Origin of the sequence: Streptomyces sp. NPDC127197, assembly GCF_042672405.1 — a bacterium.
Lineage (GTDB): Bacteria > Actinomycetota > Actinomycetes > Streptomycetales > Streptomycetaceae > Streptomyces > Streptomyces flavusporus.
Genome location: NZ_JBHXVG010000008.1, coordinates 102,450 through 119,907 on the forward strand (window position 1 = coordinate 102,450; position 17,458 = coordinate 119,907).

Here is a 17,458-nt window from a genome sequence, read left to right on the forward strand (position 1 = left end):
TTCAGCGGAAGATGGCGACCGGGTCGAGGGTCAGCCTCTCCTTCGTCTCGTCCCAGGCCAGTACCTTGCCCAGGCAGCGGGCCGTGAACTTCCCCGTGTAGTAGTGCTCCTCGCGGAAGTCGCCACGACCCTGGGACTCGAAGCACATGATCTCCACGTGTGCGCCGGTGCCGTACGAGGCTCTCAGCAGTACGCCGTTCTCCTCACGTTTCGCGGTGAATCCGCCGGTGACCGAGACGTACGCCAGTCCCAGGGCGCTCAGAGGGATCCGGCCGTCGGGGTATCTGCTGCTCAGCCGCTCGGAGCTCTCCCGGTTGAGGACGAGGTCGCCCTCGATGAGGTCGGCGTCCACCACGCGGTCCTCCTTGCGCATGGCGTCCATGACCACGCCGATCACGTTCATGGGGTTGGCCTCCCGGAGGTAGGTGGTGACCTGCTCCTTGGTGACGCCCCGTTGCGCCTTGCCCGTCCAGAAGAAGAGCTTGCCCCACAGCCCGAAGTCGTTCTGCACCTGGAGCCGGTGGGCGACCTCCTGGCTCAGCGACTGGGCGAAGCCGCCGACCTCGTAGATGTCCATGACTCGCTGCTTGTGCAGGTAGAAGCACATGTCGAGGTGCGTCCCGCCGCGCCTGCGCCGCCGGCGCAGGCGCTGCCACCCGTACCCGAGCACGATGGCCAGGCAGACCGCCGTGCCGGCCCAGACGAGCAGCCACGGCCACCACAGGCCCCACCACTGACTGTCAATGACACCCACGGATCTCCTTGAACGCGTCGGAGAGGGAGGAGAGGTTCGCGTCGACCATGCGGCCGCCGGTCGCGGCGGCGGCGCGTTTCAGGGCTGCCGCGTCGGCCTCTCCGAAATGGACGGGGAAGGTGGGCACCGCCTTCGCGTCGCTGCCGAGGGAGTCGTGGCGGCGCAGGAACTCCTCGTAGGTGATGCCCGCGTTGTTCTCGCCGTCGGTCATCAGCACGATCGCGACGGGCCGTGCGGGCTCGTCGCGTACGGCGGCGGTGGCGATGCGGTAGCCGCGGTCGAGGGCGGTCCAGACGGCGGTGGCGTCGTCGTAACCGCCGTCGGCGACCAGCTGGTCGAGGGTGCGCAGATCGGCGTCGCCGCGCACGGTCACGGTGCGCTCCTCCAGGATGCGGCCGCCGAACCGGACGACCGTGAGGCGTTCGCCGCGGTAGAAGCGGGCGAACTTGCCGGTGGAGGTGTCGTCGGTGCCGCTGAGTCCGGCGAAGGCGGCGCGCAGGTCGGCCATGCGATCGCCGCGCATCGACGTCGAGAAGTCGAGGACGAAGACGACCTGGTCGGCGGTGCGGCTCCGGGGGTCGCCGTAGTCGGTGATCAGCTGCTCGACGATGGAGAGGCTGTCGGGGAAGGAGAGCGCGTTGCCGACGTCCGTGCGCAGCGGCTCGGAAGGCTCGACGTCCTGGTTGACCGGACGCCGGAAGGTCCGCTCCATGAGCTTGCGCTGGGTGTCGGCGCTCAGCAGCCAGTCCACCACCCTGCCGTACGCCGACCGCTGGTCCTGGTCGAGCAGCAGCAGCGGGAAGTCGGAGAGCACCATGCCGTCGTCGGGGTGCACGATCTGCAGGAGCTCGCCCCGCCGGTCGCCGGCGTTCAGCGACAGCAGCTCGGCCTCGTGTGCGATCAGCGCGTTGGTGCCGCCGGGCTTGCTCCGATAGGCGGCGATCAGGTCCCGGGAGCTGGCCGCGGAGAGGGTCTGACCGGAGCGGAAGCCCCGCAGCCGGTCGCAGGAGACGTCCTCCTCGCGCAGCGCCCGTCCGGTGCCGGCGGCGGCGGTGGCGACCCCGACGAGCGCGGCGCGGCCGGTGTCGCTGCGCCGAGGATCGGCCATCCCGAACCGTACGGTGCCGTCGGCGGCGGCGTCCGCCACGTCCGCCCACGAGATCCGGCCCTCGGGGGCGGCCTCGCTCAGCTTCTCGGCGACGTCGGGTTCGAGACCGACGACGACCGGGGAGCGCATGATCGGGGTGGACTCGGGCCGGGGCAGACGGCCCTCGGAGTCCTGGACGCGCAGCAGGAAGGAGCGGTCCGAGGCGAGCCACGCCAGGTCGTACGCCGGGCCGCCCGGATACTGCCCTTCGAGGTCCGTGTTGGCCTCGTACTCCATCTCCAGCTCGACCCCCGTGTCCTCCTCCAGTTCGTCCAGCAGCGGCGCCACGTCGGCGAGTTCGGGGCTGGCGAGGACGCGCAGGGTGACCGGGTCCTCGTTCCGCGTGCAGGAGGTGGTGAGGCCGGCGAGGAGGGCCAGGGTGAGCGAGGCGGTCAGGGCGCGTACGAGCCGGGTCATGTGACGTCGTCCGGGTTGGGCGGCGGGCAGTCTCCGACGTAGTTGATGATGTCGTCGAGGACCTGCAGGCCGGGTTCGAGCGCCTTGGTCTGGTTCGGGTTGGGGACCGGCACCTGGATGCCGTGGTCGCGCAGGTACTTGTCCAGGTCCGCGCTGGCGCTGTCCTCGCCGGAGACGCGGATACGGAAGCCCAGTTCCAGGGCCCGCTGGCGCAGGTCCTCGTCTTCCTCGATCAGCTCGACCAGCCGGTCGCCCTTCGGGCTCAGGGAGATGAGCTGCGGCTCGGTGAGCGCGTACGGCTTGGGGTAGAGCAGGACGCGGTCGGTGTCCTGCCCGCCGTGCTTGGCGTGGTGGGCGATCTGGTGGGCCAGGAACTGGTGCTCGTAGATCAGGGCGATGGGGGCCAGGGACTCACCGAGGGCGGAGAAGTAGCTGTCGGCCTGCTCGTCGGCCCACATGCCCTGCAGGGTGACGAGGGGTTTGATCTCCGCGGCGATCCGGTTCACTTCCTCCTTGGCGCGCGCGGGGTTGTTGGGATGGTTCGAGCCGGGGGTCTTCTCGTCGTTGGCGACGAAGGCGAGCATGCTCAGATAGGTGCCGGCGGAGTTGGACTCGCAGACGTTGGACGTACGCACCAGGACGCTGCCGCTGTTGCTGCGGTTGTCGCGGGCGACGTCGTCGTAGCCGATGCCGTTCCAGGTGTCCGCCGTCCTGCCCTTTCCGTCCCTGGGGTGCGGGTCGTCCACGCCGTCGAGCAGGGTCATGAACTTTTCCATGTCGAGGTCGTAGTAGAGCGTTTTCCGATCCCCGCCCTGCCGCTCCGCCACGCCCGCCTTCACCAGGGTCTCCGCATAGTCGCGGAAGCTGCCGAGGGCCAGCGGGGAGACGAAGGGGCGCACTGTCTGGCCGGTGTCGTCCGGCCGGTCCAGGATCAGCTTCGCCGCGGGCTGGCCGGACGGGAAGACCACGTCCAGGCCCTTCAGGGACCGGGTGGCGATGCCACGGGAGCCGAGGCGGCGGATGTCCACGCGGATGCCGTGCTTGAGTAACAGCTGTTCGACTTCGGGGTCTCTGAAGTAGTCGGACTTGGAGGCCATACGCGACTCGATGACCGTGATGCGTTCGAACGGCCGGAGCGCGTTGCCCGAGATCAGCAGGGACAGCAGACCGGCGAGGGCGAGCGGCAGCGCGGCGACGACGAGACGCGGGACGCGGCGGTGCGTGGTTCGGCGGGTGGTGAGTCTCGGTTCCTCGGTCGTGGATGTTCTGTCGTCGGACAACGGCCCTCCTGCCGCTCAAGGGGGCAGGATCATCAGAGACCCCGGAGAACACCATCCCCCGGAGCGGCCAACTCCACTCGAACGGCGGACGAATGACAGCTGACCGCGGTGAGGCGGCAGCGGGGTTTCAGCCAGGCGCGAGCGGCAACCCGGAGGGTATGTCCCCTCGATATCGCACCGGTGCCAACCAGGCCGGCACGGTCATCGCGATCGTCGCCGACATCATGGCCCTCATCCTGGGCCTGTGGATCCTGATGTACCTGCTGGACGCCAACCGCGCCAACGACTTCGTGCAGTTCGTGCACGACGCGGCGCGCTGGCTCGCCGGCTGGTCGCACGACCTGTTCACCTTCGACGAGGAGTGGGCGCGCGTCGTCGCCGGGTACGGGCTGGCCGCGGTCGTGTACCTGTTCGTTGGGCACGCGATCGCGGGCCGTATCCACCGGCAGCACTGAGCTGTCAGTCGCAGCAGTCCGCGTCGAGGCCGCTCGGCAGGTGATCGCCACCGAAGACCGCGCACGTCGCCTCGTGCCCGCCGAGTGCGGCCACGGCGAGCAGCAGCGAACCCGCCGTCCAGGTGGTGAGCTCGCGTGGCCAGATCGCGTCGTCGTCGAAGACGTAGCCCGTCCAGTACAGGCCGGTCCGCGGATCGCGCAGGTGCTGGATGGACTGCAGGATGTCCAGCGCGTGGTCGGACTCGCCCATCGCCCACAGGGCCAGGGCGAGTTCGGCCGATTCCCCACCGGTCACCCACGGGTTGGGGACGACACAGCGCACCCCGAGGCCGGGGACGACGAAGCGGTCCCAGCCCTCCTCCATACGGGACTTGGCCTCCGCGCCGGTCAGGGCGCCGCCCAGCACCGGGTAGTACCAGTCCATCGAGTAGCGGTCCTTGTCCAGGAACCGCTCCGGGTGCCGGCGTATCGCGTGCCGCAGCATGCCCACCGCCAGCTCCCAGTCGGGCTGCGGCTCTTCACGCTGCTCGGCGATGGCGAGTGCGCAGCGCAGGGCGTGGTGGATCGAGGAGCTGCCGGTGAGCAGCGCGTCCGCGGTGGAGGTGCCGTCGTCCTCGCGCTTCCAGCCGATCTGCCCGCCCGCCTGCTGGAGGGCCAGCACGAACTCGATCGCCGCGTACACCACCGGCCACATGCGGTCCAGGAAGGTGTCGTCGCCGGTCGAGAGGTAGTGGTGCCAGACGCCCACGGCGACGTAGGCGACGAAGTTGGTCTCGCGGCCGCGGTCGGTGACGTCGTGCGGGTCGCCGTCGGCGTACGCCGCGTACCAGGAGCCGTCCTCGTTCTGGTGCGTCGCCAGCCACAGGTACGCCCGCTCGGCGGCCTCGTGCTCGCCCGCCGCGTCCAGCGCCATCGCGGCCTCGACGTGGTCCCACGGGTCGAGGTGGTGCCCGCGGAACCACGGGATCGCCCCGTCCTCGCGCTGCACGGCGAGGATGCCGGCGACGGTCGCGGCGGCCTGCTCGGAGGTGAGGACCCCGGGCAGGACGAGGTGTTCTGTCCGGGGAGTGGTCACTTGGCGTCCACCCGGGGCAGGTGCGGCTTGGTCGCGTACGCCACGAAGCTCTTGCCGATGAGCGGGTTGAGCGCCTGCTCGGCGACTCTGGTCGCGAGCGGTTTCTTCATGATGTCCCAGACCAGCAGCTTGTGGTACGCCCGCACCGGCAGCGCCTTGTCGTTGTCGACACCGAACGCGCACTTCAGCCACCAGTAGGGACTGTGCAGGGCGTGCGCATGGTGCGTGCCGTACGGCTTGAGGCCGGCCTCGCGGATCTTGGCGAGCAGCTCGTCCGCCTTGTAGATGCGGATGTGGCCGCCCTCGACCTCGTGGTAGGCGTCGGACAGGGCCCAGCAGACCTTCTCGGGGCCGTAGCGGGGGACGGTGATCGCGATCCGCCCGCCGGGCTTGAGCACGCGGACCATCTCGGCGAGGACGCCCTTGTCGTCGGGGATGTGCTCCATCACCTCGGAGATGATCACGACGTCGAAGGACTCGTCCGGGAAGGGCAGCGCGAGGGCATCGCCCTCCATCGCGGTCGCGGTGGCGCCCTCCGGGGCCTCCCCCGCCTCCTTCATCGCCGCGAACCACTTGGCGACCTCGCGGATCTCCTCACCGTTCTGGTCGAGCGCCACGACCTGCGCGCCGCGCCGGTAGCACTCGAACGCGTGCCGTCCGGCACCACAGCCGAGGTCCAGAACGCGGTCGCCCGGGGCGAGCGGAAACCGGGAGAAGTCGACGGTCAGCACGTGGCCCTGCTTTCGGAGTAGACGCCTTCAACACCTGTGGAAACCGCGGATGCACCAGCGGTCGCGGACGCGGACCCGGCGATGGCCTCCCGGTAGCGGGCCACCGTGCCCTCCGCGGCCCGCGCCCAGGTGAAGTGCCGCAGCACCCGCTCACGCCCCGCCGCGCCGAGGCGTGCCCGCAGGTCCGGGTCGCCCAGCAGTCGGCTCAGCCCGGCGGCCAGCGCCCCCGCGTCACCGGGCGGCACCGCCAGGCAGGTCTCCCCGTCCCGTCCGGCGACCTCGGGAATCGCCCCGCCGGTCGTGGCGAGCAGCGGCGTCCCGGTGGCCATCGCCTCGGCGGCCGGCAGGGAGAAGCCCTCGTACAGCGACGGCACGCACGCCACCTGTGCCGAGCGGACCAGGTCGACGAGTTCGGCGTCGGAGATGCCCTTGACGAACTCGACGGCGCCCTCGAGGCCGTACCGCTGGACGGCCTGCGCGACCGGCCCCTCCTCGGGCCGCTTGCCGACGACGACGAGGTGGGCGTCGGGATGCTCGGTGCGGACCTTCGCCAGCGCCTCGACGAGGAAGACCAGGCCCTTCAGCGGGACATCGGCGCTGGACGTGGTGACGATCCGGCCCGGGATCCGCCGTACCGACGGATCCGGCGAGAACAGGTCCGTGTCCGCGCCGATGTGGACCACGTGGATGCGGTCCTGCCGTACGCCGAGGTGGTCGACGATCTCCTGGCGGGACGTACCGGAGACGGTGAGGACCGACGGCAGGCGGCGCGCCACGCGCTTCTGCATGCGGGTGAAGGCGTACCAGCGGCGTACGGACAGCCGCCGCTGCCAGCCCTGAGCCGCGTCGAGCTCCAACTGGCGGTCCACGGTGATGGGGTGGTGGATCGTGGTGACGAGCGGGGCGCCCACATCACCCAGCAGCCCGTATCCGAGCGTCTGGTTGTCGTGCACGACGTCGAACTCGCCGCGCCGGGCGCGCAGATGACGGCGGGCGCGCAGCGAGAACGTCAGCGGCTCGGGGAACCCGCCGGTCCACATGGTCGCCACTTCCAGCGCGTCGATCCAGTCCCGGTACTCGTCGCGCTTCGGCGTGCGGAAGGGGTCGGGCTGGCGGTAGAGATCGAGACTGGGCAGCTCGGTGAGGCGCAGTCCGTCGTACCCCTCGTCGAGGACGGGGTAGGGCTGGGCGCCGACGACCTCGACACGGTGGCCGAGGCGGGCGAGTTCGCGGGAGAGGTGCCGGACGTAGACGCCCTGGCCGCCGCAGAACGGGTTTCCCTTGTAGGTGAGGAGTGCGATACGGAGCGGTCGCTCGCCGTCGGCGGCCAGGTCCTCCGGGGACCCCGCCTGACTGGCCTCAGCGGTCACTCTGGGCCCCCTTCTCACTGCACTGTCCCGCGAGATTACGCCGGGACGCTAATCTAGAACAAGTTTCAGACTTGATCGTTCAAGAGGCTCTGAATCTACCGGCAGGTAGGGCCGCTGTGAGCGGTGGATCAGGTGATTCACACCACGACGGGCGCGATCCGGCCGGGCCTGCCATGCTGACTGATTGCACGCCCTCACGGACTGTCACGGAAACGGGATCCATGCCTGCGGAAGCCAAGGTGGAAGCCAGGAGCGCGCGGTCCGCCGCGCCCGCGACCCCGCCCCTCACCGAGCGGCAGGAGGCGCGTCGGCGCCGCATCCTGCGAGCGAGCGCACAGCTGGCCAGCCGGGGCGGTTTCGACGCGGTGCAGATGCGCGAGGTCGCGGAGTCCTCGCAGGTGGCGCTGGGCACGCTGTACCGCTACTTCCCGTCCAAGGTGCATCTGCTGGTCGCCACGATGCAGGACCAGCTGGAGCGCATGCACGGCACGCTGCGCAAGAAGCCGCCGTCGGGCGAGACGGCGGCGGAGCGGGTCGCGGAGACGCTGATGCGGGCCTTCCGCGCCCTGCAGCGCGAGCCGCATCTGGCCGACGCGATGGTCCGTGCGCTGACCTTCGCGGACCGCAGCGTGAGCCCCGAGGTGGACCAGGTCTCCCGCCAGACGACGGCGATCATCCTGGACGCCATGGGCCTGGCCGACCCGACCCCGGCGCAGCTCTCCGCCGTCCGCGTCATCGAGCACACGTGGCACTCGGCGCTGATCACCTGGCTCTCGGGCCGCGCCTCCATCGCCCAGGTGAAGATCGACATCGAGACGGTGTGCCGCCTGATCGACCTGACGGACCCGGACACCGGGGCGTAGACACACGAAGAACCTACGAGACGGGTTCCCTTCGCCGGTATTACCCGGATCAGGTAATGGGGGTCGCCGTCCGGCCCGACTACTGCCTTCCGGCCTCTCAGCCCGACCGTCGACGTCGGCCACGGCGGATGCCGAAGCATCTCGCCACAGTCGGCTACTCCGGTCGAACTCCCTCACTCGTCCCGTAGGCCACTATCAGGATATAACGCCCACCGCCAGACGGAACACCCCGAAGGGGACTTTTTTCAGCCCTCCGGCGGAAACTCAGCCCTCCGGCGGAAACACCGGCTCCCCGCTCCCCAGCAGCGTGATCATGATCGCTTCGACCGGGCAGCCTTCCGCCGCCGCCAGGACCTTCTCGTTGGCGTCGGTCTCCGGTTCGACGGGGTGGGACTGGCGGCCCGCGTCGAGGCGGAAGGAGCCGGGGGCGTGGTGGAGGCACTGGGCGGAGCCGATGCACAGGGCGCGGTCCACCTCGACCTGCCAGCGGTCGCCCATGATCTACGCCTCCCAGCCGGCCGGCAGATGGATCATCTTGTGCTCCAGGTACTCGCCGTACCCCTCCGGACCGAACTCCCGACCCAGGCCCGAGTTCTTGTAGCCGCCGAACGGGCCGAGCATGTCGAGGCTGAAGGTGTTGACCGAATAGGTGCCGGTACGGACCCGGCGCGCGATGTCGATGCCGTGCTCGACGTCGGCCGTCCAGACGCTGCCGGAGAGTCCGTAGTCGGAGTCGTTGGCGATCTTCACGGCGTCGGCCTCGTCGTCGTACGGGAGCAGGCAGATCACCGGGCCGAAGATCTCCTCGCGGGCGATCCGCATCGAGTTGTCGACGTCGCCGAAGAGGGTGGGTTCCACGTACCAGCCGCGCTCCAGGCCCGCCGGCCGGCCGCCGCCGGTGAGGATCTTCGCGCCCTCCTCCTGGCCGATGCGGATGTAGTCGAGGTTGCGCCGCTGCTGCCGCCGGGCGACCAGCGGGCCCACCTGTGTGACCGGGTCCAGCGGGTCGCCGACGACCAGTGCGCTCGCGGCGCTCGCGAAGGCGTCCGCGAACTCGTCGTAGCGGGAGCGGGGCAGCAGGATGCGCGTCTGGGCGACGCAGGCCTGCCCGTTGTTCATCCAGGCCGCCGGGACGACGCCGGCGACCGTCGTCTGGACGTCCGCGTCCGGGAGGACCACGGCGGCCGACTTGCCGCCCAGCTCCAGTGTGACGCGGGTCAGGTTCCGCGACGCCACCTCCATGACGCGCTTGCCCGCCGCGACCGAGCCGGTGAAGGAGACCTTGTCGACGCCCGGGTGCCCGACGAGGTACTCGCTGACCTCGCGGTCCGCCGGCAGGATCGACAGCACGCCCTCGGGCAGCCCGGCCTCCTTCGCGATCTCGCCGAGGAGGTAGGCGTCGAGGGGTGACTCGGGGGACGGCTTCAGCACCACCGTGCAGCCGGTGAGCAGCGCGGGCGCGAGCTTGGCGGCGGCGACGAACTGCGGGACGTTCCAGGGGACGACGGCCGCGACGACCCCGACGGGCTCGCGCCGCACGAGGATCCGCCCGAGGACGCCGTCGCGCGTCTCCTCGTACGTGTGGTCCCGGGCGACCGTGATCGCCGCATCCCAGACCATCATCGCGCCGAGCGCCTGCGCGAGGACGCTCCAGGAGTACGGCGATCCGTTCTCGGAGGAGATCACGCGGGCGATCTCCTCGTGGCGGGCGGCGATCCCGTCCTTGATGCGCGAAACGACCTCGATCCGCTCGTCGAGGCTCATCCGTGGCCAGGGCCCTTCGTCGAAGGCGGTGCGCGCGGCGGCGACGGCCCGGTCCACGTCCGCCGGCGACGCGTGCGGCACCCGCCCGATGACCTCTTCCGTGTGCGGCGAGATCACCTCGATGACGTCCTTGCCCAGGGGGTCGGTCAACTCCCCGCCGATGAACAGCTGTCCGTGTTCCACGAGCTCGGTCATGGCCGACTGCCTCCCCGGAGCGTGACTCTGACGATCCATCAGATATCGGAACTGATACCAGTTCCACTCGGAGGAGTCCACAGGGCGGTCAGGCCCGCAGGCCGGAAGGGTCCGCACAGGAAGGTGACTTGGGCTCCCATCGAAACCCGTTCTAGTTATAGTGGCGAGAACGCGGCGACAGGGGAGCCCATGACACAGGTCAGCGACCACGGCGGAGGCGTCCGGTCCATCCGGGTCCCCATCCCGGACAATCCCCTGGGCCACACGCTCGTGTACGTCGTCGACACCGACCGCGGTCCAGTGCTGGTCGACACGGGCTGGGACGACCCGGCGTCCTGGGACACCCTCGCCGAGGGGCTGACCGTGTGCGGTACCTCGCCGGACGAGATCCACGGGGTGGTCATCACCCACCACCACCCCGACCACCACGGACTGTCGGGCCGGGTACGGGAGACGTCCGGCGCCTGGATCGCGATGCACGCGGCGGACACCGCGATCGTCCGCCGCACCCGCGACACCCAGCCAGGCCACTGGTTCGCCTACATGACAGCCAAGCTCACCGCGGCCGGCGCACCCGAGGAGCACGTGGCCCCCCTGCGCAGCGCCCGCCCGCGCACCCTGCCCGGCCTCTCCCCCGCCCTCCCCGACCGGGAGATCGTCCCCGGCGAACTCCTCGACCTCCCCGGCCGCCGCCTGCGCGCGATCTGGACGCCCGGCCACACACCGGGCCACGTCTGCCTGCACCTGGAGGAGCAGCACCCCGCCCGCCTTCCGGGCCACGGCCGCCTGTTCTCCGGCGACCACCTGCTGCCCGGGATCACCCCGCACATCGGCCTGTACGAGGACCCGGACGACGCCACCGTGACCGACCCCCTCGGCGACTACCTCGACTCGCTCGAACGCATCGGCCGCCTCGCCCCCGCCGAGGTCCTCCCGGCCCACCAGCACGCGTTCGCCGACGCACCATTCCGCGTACAGGAGTTGCTCACCCACCACGAGGAGCGGCTCACCGGCCTGCTGAACCTCCTGACCGCCCCGCTCACTCCCTGGCAGCTCGCCGAGCGCATGGAGTGGAACCGCCCATGGGACCAGATCCCGTACGGATCGAGGAACATCGCGGTCTCGGAGGCGGAGGCCCATCTGCGGCGGCTGGTGAAGCTGGGACGGGCGGAGGCGGTGGCGGGGAGCGAGCCGGTGGCGTACGTGGCGGTGTGAACCCCAGGGGCCGCCCAGGGGGGCCGGCCTCCGGGCCGTACGGAGCATCCGCAGGCACCCCTCAGCCCCTTCCGTACGGCCCGGTAGAGTGGCCAGGTCGTCATCACACCCGTACGGGGGGAAGCCGGTGCAAATCCGGCGCTGACCCGCAACCGTGAGCCGGGCCCGGCAGGGCTTCGGTGAGCCGGACTGCCCCGGACGGAACGTGACCGGCTCACGTGCACCGGCAACCGGCCGGTGTGCGGCACCGTCGAGGCATACGGAGCCGAGCCGCCCGGGGGTGTCCCGTGCTGCCCGGCTCCCAGTAGGGAAAGGCACCCCGCCGATCATGAACGTCCGCCGCAGTGCAGCGGTCCTGGCCGCCACCGCCGTGATCGGCGTCGCCGCGACCCCGGTCGCCCAGGCCGCCGACCCGTCCCCGTCGCCGTCGGTGGCCTTGCCCTCCGGCCTGTACGGCACGTCCGACCCGACCTACGACGGCGTCTGGCGGCAGTCGCTCGCCCTGCTCGCCCAGGAGACCGTGGGCGTCAAGCCCGCCTGGGAGGCCACGGACTGGCTGGCCCGGCAGCAGTGCGACAACGGCGGCTTCGCCGCCTTCCGGGCCGAGCCCGCCAAGGACTGCGACGCCAAGACCGTGGTCGACACCAACAGCACGGCCGCCGCCGTCCAGGCCTTCGCCGCGGTCGGCGACTACGACGCCGCCACCGGCAAGGCGGTCGACTGGCTGAAGTCCGTGCAGAACAAGGACGGCGGCTGGGGCTACACCCCCGGCGGCCCCAGCGACGCCAACTCCACCGCCGTCGTCATCGGTGCCCTCACCGCGGCAGGCGAGAAGCCGGACGCCGTCGTCAAGGACGGCAAGTCTCCCTACGACGCCCTGCTGAAGCTGGCCATCCCGTGCGACGCGAAGGACGGCGGCGCCTTCGCCTACCAGCCCGACAAGAAAGGCAAGTTGGCGGCCAACGCGGACGCGACCGCGGCGGCCGTCCTGGGCGCGCTGGGCAAGGGCCTCGCGGCCGAGGCGGGCAAGAAGGCGGAGCCCACCTGCGCCGACGCCAAGACCCCCGAGCAGGCCGCCGCCAACGGCGCCGCCTACCTCACCAGGACCCTCGCCAAGGACGGCCACCTCACCTCCGCCCTCCCCGGCTCCGAGGACCAGCCCGACTACGGCAACACCGCCGACGCCGTGGTCGCGCTGGCCGCGCAGGGCGGCGCCGCCCAGGCCGCCAAGCCGCTGACCTGGCTGGAGCGGAACTCCGCCGACTGGGCCAAGCAGAGCGGCCCCGCCGCCTACGCCCAGCTGGTCCTCGCCGCCCACGCGGCCGGCGCCGACCCGAAGGACTTCGGCGGCACCGACCTGGTGGCCCAGCTCAACGCGACCGGCCCGACCCCGCAGCCCCAGGTCGAGGACCGGGCCGTGGCGAAGGCCGAGGAGAAGGACGACGAGGACGAGGGCCTCACCTTCGGCGTGTGGTGGTACGTCGGTGTCTTCCTCGTCGTCGGCATCGGCATCGGCTTCCTGCTCAGCGGCCGCAACAAGAGGCGGTAGCCGTGAGGTTCCGCCGTATCGCCGCCCTGCTCCTGGCCGCGCTGTTCCTCCTGCTGAACACCGGCCAGGCGCAGGCCACCGGCTACCGCTACTGGTCCTTCTGGGACCGCGCCGGCGACCAGTGGACGTACGCCACCCAGGGCCCGTCCACCGCCCGCCCCGCCGACGGCGACGTCCAGGGCTTCCGCTTCTCCGTCAGCGAGGACTCCCAGGACTCCGCCCAGCCCCGCAACACGGCCGGCTTCGCGACCATCTGCGCGAAGACGCCCGCGCAGGAGGGCCGGAAGCGGGTGGCTCTCGTCATCGACTTCGGTACGCCCACGGACGCCCCGTCCGGCGAAACCCCGCCGCCCACCCGCACGGCCTGCGCGGCTGTCGCCCCCGACGCGACAACAGCCGAGGCCCTGGCCACGGTCGCCAAACCCCTGCGCTACGACACCAACGCCCTGCTGTGCGCGATCGCGGGCTATCCGGAGCGGGGGTGCGGGGAGCAGGTGAAGACGGAGAATGCGCCGACAGCATCAGAGAAGAAGGACACGGACGAGTCGGGGGGCCCGTCGCTCGGCATATGGGCAGCAATCGCCGCAATAGCAGCACTGGGCGCAGCAACGGGGTGGCAGGCACGCCGACGTAGAAATGGCTGACCGCCACCGCAACTGCGGGCAGTCGTGCCGCCGGGGCGGCACGGGTGGGCGATGGGGGTCCCCCCGCTCGAGCGAAGCCGAGAGTGGGGGAGGCACCCTGCACGCGCCGGTAAGCGCACCAACCCCCCGCCACCAGCACCACGCACCCCTCCACCCCGGCGCCTGGTGGCTCTGGTCCCTCTCCCTCGGCACCGCAGCCACCCGCACCACCAACCCCCTCCTCCTCACCCTCCTCATCACGGTCTCCGCCTACGTCGTGATCACCCGCCGCCCGAACACCCCCTGGTCCCGCTCCTACGGCGCGTTCCTGAAACTAGCCCTGGCCGTCCTCCTCATCCGCCTCCTCTTCGCCATAGCCCTCGGCTCCCCCATCCCCGGCACCCACACCCTCCTCACCCTCCCCGAAGTCCCCCTCCCCGACTGGGCGCAGGGCATCCGCCTGGGCGGCAGGGTGACCGCCGAGACCCTGGTCTTCGCCCTGTACGACGGCCTGAAGCTGGCCACGCTCCTCATCTGCGTCGGCGCGGCGAACGCCCTCGCGAGCCCCTCCCGCCTGCTCAAGTCCCTCCCCGGCGCCCTGTACGAGACCGGCGTCGCGGTGGTCGTCGCCCTGACCTTCGCACCGAACCTCATCGCCGACGCCCAGCGCCTGCGCGCCGCCCGCCGGCTGCGCGGCCGCCCGGACCGAGGCGTACGCGGCCTGCTTCAGGTGGGACTGCCCGTCCTGGAGGGCGCCCTCGAACGCTCCGTCGCTCTCGCCGCCGCGATGGACGCCCGCGGCTACGGCCGTACCGCCCAGGTCCCGGTCACCGTCCGCCGTACGACGGCCGCGCTCACCCTGACCGGTCTGGTCGGCGTGTGCGCGGGAACGTACGGACTGCTGACGGCGGAGGGCGGCACGTACGGCCTGCCCGTGCTGCTCGCCGGACTCGCCGCCGCGCTCGCCGGCTTGTGGCTCGGCAGCCGTCGTTCCCTGCGCACCCGCTACCGCCCCGACCGGTGGGACCTGCGCGCCGGTCTGGTCGCCGCGTCCGGCGCCGCCGTCGCCGCGCTGCTCGTGCTCGCCGCCGCCTCGGACCCGGCGGCGATGCACCCGGGCGTGGTCCCCCTGGTCGCCCCGACGCTGCCCCTGTGGCCGGCGGCGGCCGTACTCCTCGGCCTGTTCCCGGCGTTCATCACGCCTCCTCCCGCCGACCCCGCCGGTCCCGTCCCCAAGGAGCCCTCATGATCCGCTTCGAGGACGTCTCCGTGACGTACGACGGGGCAGCCGAACCCACCGTCCGCGGCGTCGACTTCGAGGTCCCGGAGGGTGAACTCGTCCTGCTCGTCGGTCCATCGGGGGTCGGCAAGTCCACCGTTCTCGGCGCGGTGAGCGGGCTCGTCCCGCACTTCACCGGCGGCAGCCTGCGGGGCAGGGTCACCGTGGTCGGCCGGGACACCCGTACGCACAAGCCGCGCGAACTCGCCGACGTCGTCGGCACCGTCGGCCAGGATCCGCTGTCCCACTTCGTGACGGACACCGTCGAGGACGAACTCGCCTACGGCATGGAGTCGTTGGGCCTCGCCCCGGACGTCATGCGCCGCCGCGTCGAGGAGACCCTGGACCTGCTGGGCCTCGCCGATCTGCGGGACCGCCCGATCGCCACCCTCTCCGGCGGTCAGCAGCAGCGGGTCGCGATCGGCTCGGTCCTCACCCCGCATCCGAGTGTGCTGGTCCTGGACGAGCCGACCTCCGCGCTCGACCCGGCCGCCGCCGAAGAGGTCCTCGCCGTGCTCCAGCGGCTCGTTCACGACCTGGGGACGACGGTCCTGATGGCCGAGCACCGCCTGGAACGGGTCGTCCAGTACGCCGACCAGGTCGTCCTGCTGCCCGCCCCGGGTGCCGCCCCGCTGCTGGGCACCCCGGCCGAGGTGATGGCCGTGTCGCCGGTGTACCCGCCGGTCGTCGACCTGGGCCGGCTCGCGGGCTGGTCCCCGCTGCCGCTGACCGTCCGCGACGCCCGCCGCCGGGCGGCCGACCTGCGCGCACGCCTCGACGGCCGGGAACCCGACGGCACGCCCACCCCGCCCCCGCCGTCGAGCGCGACGCGCAGCCCCCCCGCCCCCCGCCGGCTGTTCCGCAAGCGCAGCACACCCGACACCCCGCCCACCGCTCACCTGGCCGACGTGCGCTCCCTCGCCGTCCGCCGGGGCCGCGTCCCCGCCCTGCGCCATGTCGACCTCACGGTCTCCCCCGGCGAGACCATCGCCCTGATGGGCCGCAACGGCGCCGGAAAGTCCACCCTTCTCTCCGCCCTGGTCGGCCTCGTCGAACCGGCGGCCGGCACGGTCCGCGTCGGCGGCGCGACCCCGCACCGCACGGCGCCCCCCGATCTCGTACGCCGCGTGGGCCTCGTACCGCAGGAACCACGAGACCTCCTCTACGCCGACACCGTCGCCGCCGAGTGCACGGCGGCCGACGCCGACGCGGGCGCCGCGCCCGGCACCTGCCGGGCCCTGGTCTCGGACCTCCTTCCCGGCATCACGGACGACACCCACCCCCGCGACCTCTCCGAGGGCCAGCGCCTGACCCTCGCCCTGGCCGTCGTACTGACCGCCCGCCCTCCGCTGCTCCTCCTGGACGAGCCGACCCGTGGCCTGGACTACGCGGCGAAGGCCCGCCTGGTCGCCGTGCTGCGCGAGCTGGCCGCCGACGGGCACGCGATCGTGCTGGCCACGCACGACGTCGAACTGGCCGCCGAGCTCGCCCACCGGGTGGTGCTGCTGGCCGAGGGCGAGGTGATCGCCGACGGCCCGACGGCCGACGTCGTCGTCTCCTCCCCCTCCTTCGCACCACAGGTCACCAAGATCCTGGCGCCGCAGAAATGGCTCACGGTCACCCAGGTCCGCGAGGCACTGACATGACGGCTCCGTACTCCCCCCACATCCGCCAGGCCCGAGCCGTCCGTCTCGGCCCCCGCTCCCTCGCCGCCCTCGCCCTGGTCAGCGCGGTGGGCGGGGCCGCCTTCTTCTGGCCCTTCCTCGCCCCGCCCACCTCGCAGATCGCGGCGCACGCGCAGGACGCCCCCTGGCTCTTCGCGGCCCTGCTGGTGCTGCTGGTCGCGGTGGTGGCGGCGACGATCTCCGAGTCGGGGCTCGGCCCGAAGGCCGTGGCCATGCTCGGTGTGCTGGCCGCGACGGGTGCGGCGCTGCGGCCGATCGGTGCGGGGACGGCGGGCATCGAGCCGATGTTCTTCCTGATGGTGCTGAGCGGCCGGGTTCTGGGCCCGGGCTTCGGTTTTGTGCTGGGCGCGGTGACGATGTTCGCGTCCGCGCTGCTCACGGGCGGGGTGGGCCCGTGGATGCCGTTCCAGATGCTGGCGATGGGCTGGTTCACGATGGGCGCGGGCCTGCTGCCGGGCCCGGACCGCCTGCGCGGCCGAGCGGAACTGCTCCTGCTGGCCGCCTACGGCTTTCTCGCCGCCTTCGCCTACGGCACGATCATGAATCTCGCGGGCTGGCCCTTCATGAGCGCCCTCGCCTCGAACGTGGCCTTCGACCCGGACGCGACGGTCCCCGCCAACCTGGCCCGCTTCCTGGCCTACTGCCTGGCCACCTCGCTCGGCTGGGACCTCGGCCGAGCAGTCGTCACCGTCGTCCTGACCCTGTTCCTCGGTCCAGCGGTCCTCAAGGCACTGCGCCGCGCCACGCGCCGGGCCGCGTTCGAGACGCCGGTCACATTCGACGCACCCGCTGAGTGAACGGCGACGAACCCACCGTCACTCAGCGGGTGAAGCACCCCACATGACGCGGATCACCTACTATCCCCTTTAGTCGGACAAATCGGATGCCATGCCCACGCCATAACCCCCTCCGACCTGCGCATTGAGAGCCACGTCACACAAAAGACCTTCACCCCAGATGCGACCACAACTAGTAAAAGGGGTCATTGCGGACCCCTTCCCGGCCTGCTTCTCTGGATGACGTCGCACGGCGCCGACGAGCCCACAGGGCCGCGGC

Annotated in this window: 16 protein-coding genes and 2 riboswitches; of the genes, 8 read left to right on the forward strand and 8 right to left on the reverse strand. The window is 71.6% G+C overall.

Going from position 1 to position 17,458, the window contains the following annotated elements; translation table 11 throughout:
- Position 1: 1 nt before the first annotated feature.
- From ACFVJQ_RS15155 to ACFVJQ_RS15165, 3 genes are read right to left on the reverse strand one after another with little or no spacing between them, the layout of a single operon-like run.
- Positions 2 to 754: a hypothetical protein gene (locus tag ACFVJQ_RS15155; protein WP_385784003.1), complete on the reverse strand. Its 753-nt coding sequence runs from the start codon at positions 752 to 754 to the stop codon at positions 2 to 4.
- Positions 741 to 2,318 carry a substrate-binding domain-containing protein gene (locus ACFVJQ_RS15160; RefSeq protein ID WP_385784006.1) on the reverse strand — a complete coding sequence of 526 codons (1,578 nt, stop codon included), beginning with the start codon at positions 2,316 to 2,318 and terminating at the stop codon, positions 741 to 743. The genes ACFVJQ_RS15155 and ACFVJQ_RS15160 overlap by 14 nt, the downstream gene beginning before the upstream one ends.
- A complete protein-coding gene (locus tag ACFVJQ_RS15165; protein WP_385784009.1) occupies positions 2,315 to 3,598 on the reverse strand; it encodes a hypothetical protein in 1,284 nt (427 codons plus the stop codon). Before ACFVJQ_RS15165 ends, ACFVJQ_RS15160 begins: the two co-directional genes overlap by 4 nt.
- Positions 3,599 to 3,756: 158 nt before the next feature.
- Between ACFVJQ_RS15165 and ACFVJQ_RS15170 the strand changes: the two genes are divergently transcribed.
- Entirely contained in the window at positions 3,757 to 4,053 is a 297-nt protein-coding gene (locus ACFVJQ_RS15170; RefSeq protein WP_385511997.1) for a hypothetical protein, read from the forward strand.
- 4 nt (positions 4,054 to 4,057) lie between these two features.
- On the opposite strand, the gene ACFVJQ_RS15175 is transcribed toward ACFVJQ_RS15170, so the two are convergent.
- From ACFVJQ_RS15175 to ACFVJQ_RS15185, 3 genes are read right to left on the reverse strand one after another with little or no spacing between them, the layout of a single operon-like run.
- Entirely contained in the window at positions 4,058 to 5,128 is a 1,071-nt protein-coding gene (locus ACFVJQ_RS15175; protein ID WP_385511998.1) for a prenyltransferase/squalene oxidase repeat-containing protein, read from the reverse strand.
- The gene (locus ACFVJQ_RS15180) at positions 5,125 to 5,859 is read right to left on the reverse strand and encodes a class I SAM-dependent methyltransferase (protein WP_126391870.1); all 735 of its coding nucleotides are present in this window, start codon (positions 5,857 to 5,859) and stop codon (positions 5,125 to 5,127) included. The genes ACFVJQ_RS15175 and ACFVJQ_RS15180 overlap by 4 nt, the downstream gene beginning before the upstream one ends.
- Positions 5,853 to 7,229 (reverse strand): glycosyltransferase family 4 protein, encoded by a 1,377-nt coding sequence (locus tag ACFVJQ_RS15185; RefSeq protein WP_385512000.1) that lies wholly within the window; start codon positions 7,227 to 7,229, stop codon positions 5,853 to 5,855. The genes ACFVJQ_RS15180 and ACFVJQ_RS15185 overlap by 7 nt, the downstream gene beginning before the upstream one ends.
- A 221-nt stretch (positions 7,230 to 7,450) precedes the next feature.
- On the opposite strand from ACFVJQ_RS15185, the gene ACFVJQ_RS15190 reads away from it, so the two are divergent.
- Positions 7,451 to 8,092, forward strand: coding sequence for a TetR family transcriptional regulator (locus ACFVJQ_RS15190; protein ID WP_385512002.1), 642 nt, complete (start codon positions 7,451 to 7,453; stop codon positions 8,090 to 8,092).
- Positions 8,093 to 8,101: 9 nt separating this feature from the next.
- Positions 8,102 to 8,277, reverse strand: a riboswitch (TPP riboswitch).
- Positions 8,278 to 8,356: 79 nt separating this feature from the next.
- On the opposite strand, the gene ACFVJQ_RS15195 is transcribed toward ACFVJQ_RS15190, so the two are convergent.
- On the reverse strand, positions 8,357 to 8,590 hold the full coding sequence (locus ACFVJQ_RS15195) for a ferredoxin (RefSeq protein ID WP_129800813.1): 234 nt from the start codon (positions 8,588 to 8,590) through the stop codon (positions 8,357 to 8,359).
- Between the two features lie 3 nt (positions 8,591 to 8,593).
- Entirely contained in the window at positions 8,594 to 10,051 is a 1,458-nt protein-coding gene (locus tag ACFVJQ_RS15200; RefSeq protein WP_385512004.1) for an aldehyde dehydrogenase, read from the reverse strand.
- A 189-nt stretch (positions 10,052 to 10,240) separates the two neighbouring features.
- On the opposite strand from ACFVJQ_RS15200, the gene ACFVJQ_RS15205 reads away from it, so the two are divergent.
- The 6 genes from ACFVJQ_RS15205 (at position 10,241) to ACFVJQ_RS15230 (ending at position 17,199) form a co-directional block, all read left to right on the forward strand.
- A complete protein-coding gene (locus tag ACFVJQ_RS15205) occupies positions 10,241 to 11,266 on the forward strand; it encodes an MBL fold metallo-hydrolase (RefSeq protein ID WP_385784016.1) in 1,026 nt (341 codons plus the stop codon).
- A gap of 117 nt (positions 11,267 to 11,383) precedes the next feature.
- Positions 11,384 to 11,461, forward strand: a riboswitch (cobalamin riboswitch).
- Between the two features lie 133 nt (positions 11,462 to 11,594).
- Positions 11,595 to 12,815 carry a prenyltransferase/squalene oxidase repeat-containing protein gene (locus ACFVJQ_RS15210; protein WP_385512007.1) on the forward strand — a complete coding sequence of 407 codons (1,221 nt, stop codon included), beginning with the start codon at positions 11,595 to 11,597 and terminating at the stop codon, positions 12,813 to 12,815.
- A gap of 2 nt (positions 12,816 to 12,817) precedes the next feature.
- On the forward strand, positions 12,818 to 13,459 hold the full coding sequence (locus ACFVJQ_RS15215; RefSeq protein WP_385512009.1) for an SCO2322 family protein: 642 nt from the start codon (positions 12,818 to 12,820) through the stop codon (positions 13,457 to 13,459).
- Positions 13,452 to 14,687, forward strand: coding sequence for an energy-coupling factor transporter transmembrane component T (locus tag ACFVJQ_RS15220; protein WP_385784020.1), 1,236 nt, complete (start codon positions 13,452 to 13,454; stop codon positions 14,685 to 14,687). The genes ACFVJQ_RS15215 and ACFVJQ_RS15220 overlap by 8 nt, the downstream gene beginning before the upstream one ends.
- Positions 14,684 to 16,363 carry an ABC transporter ATP-binding protein gene (locus ACFVJQ_RS15225; RefSeq protein ID WP_385784023.1) on the forward strand — a complete coding sequence of 560 codons (1,680 nt, stop codon included), beginning with the start codon at positions 14,684 to 14,686 and terminating at the stop codon, positions 16,361 to 16,363. The genes ACFVJQ_RS15220 and ACFVJQ_RS15225 overlap by 4 nt, the downstream gene beginning before the upstream one ends.
- A complete protein-coding gene (locus ACFVJQ_RS15230) occupies positions 16,360 to 17,199 on the forward strand; it encodes an ECF transporter S component (RefSeq protein ID WP_385512013.1) in 840 nt (279 codons plus the stop codon). Before ACFVJQ_RS15225 ends, ACFVJQ_RS15230 begins: the two co-directional genes overlap by 4 nt.
- The last annotated feature ends 259 nt before the right edge of the window (positions 17,200 to 17,458 follow it).

Excerpts from the sequence above, each read along its gene's own strand:
- ACFVJQ_RS15200 (WP_385512004.1), bottom strand. The coding sequence starts at position 10,051 with ATGACCGAGCTCGTGGAACACGGACAGCTGTTCATCGGCGGGGAGTTG.
- ACFVJQ_RS15210 (WP_385512007.1), top strand. The coding sequence starts at position 11,595 with ATGAACGTCCGCCGCAGTGCAGCGGTCCTGGCCGCCACCGCCGTGATC.
- ACFVJQ_RS15205 (WP_385784016.1), top strand. The coding sequence starts at position 10,241 with ATGACACAGGTCAGCGACCACGGCGGAGGCGTCCGGTCCATCCGGGTC.
- ACFVJQ_RS15170 (WP_385511997.1), top strand. The coding sequence starts at position 3,757 with ATGTCCCCTCGATATCGCACCGGTGCCAACCAGGCCGGCACGGTCATC.
- ACFVJQ_RS15225 (WP_385784023.1), top strand. The coding sequence starts at position 14,684 with ATGATCCGCTTCGAGGACGTCTCCGTGACGTACGACGGGGCAGCCGAA.
- ACFVJQ_RS15230 (WP_385512013.1), top strand. The coding sequence starts at position 16,360 with ATGACGGCTCCGTACTCCCCCCACATCCGCCAGGCCCGAGCCGTCCGT.
- ACFVJQ_RS15195 (WP_129800813.1), bottom strand. The coding sequence starts at position 8,590 with ATGGGCGACCGCTGGCAGGTCGAGGTGGACCGCGCCCTGTGCATCGGC.
- ACFVJQ_RS15220 (WP_385784020.1), top strand. The coding sequence starts at position 13,452 with ATGGCTGACCGCCACCGCAACTGCGGGCAGTCGTGCCGCCGGGGCGGC.
- ACFVJQ_RS15160 (WP_385784006.1), bottom strand. The coding sequence starts at position 2,318 with ATGACCCGGCTCGTACGCGCCCTGACCGCCTCGCTCACCCTGGCCCTC.
- ACFVJQ_RS15190 (WP_385512002.1), top strand. The coding sequence starts at position 7,451 with ATGCCTGCGGAAGCCAAGGTGGAAGCCAGGAGCGCGCGGTCCGCCGCG.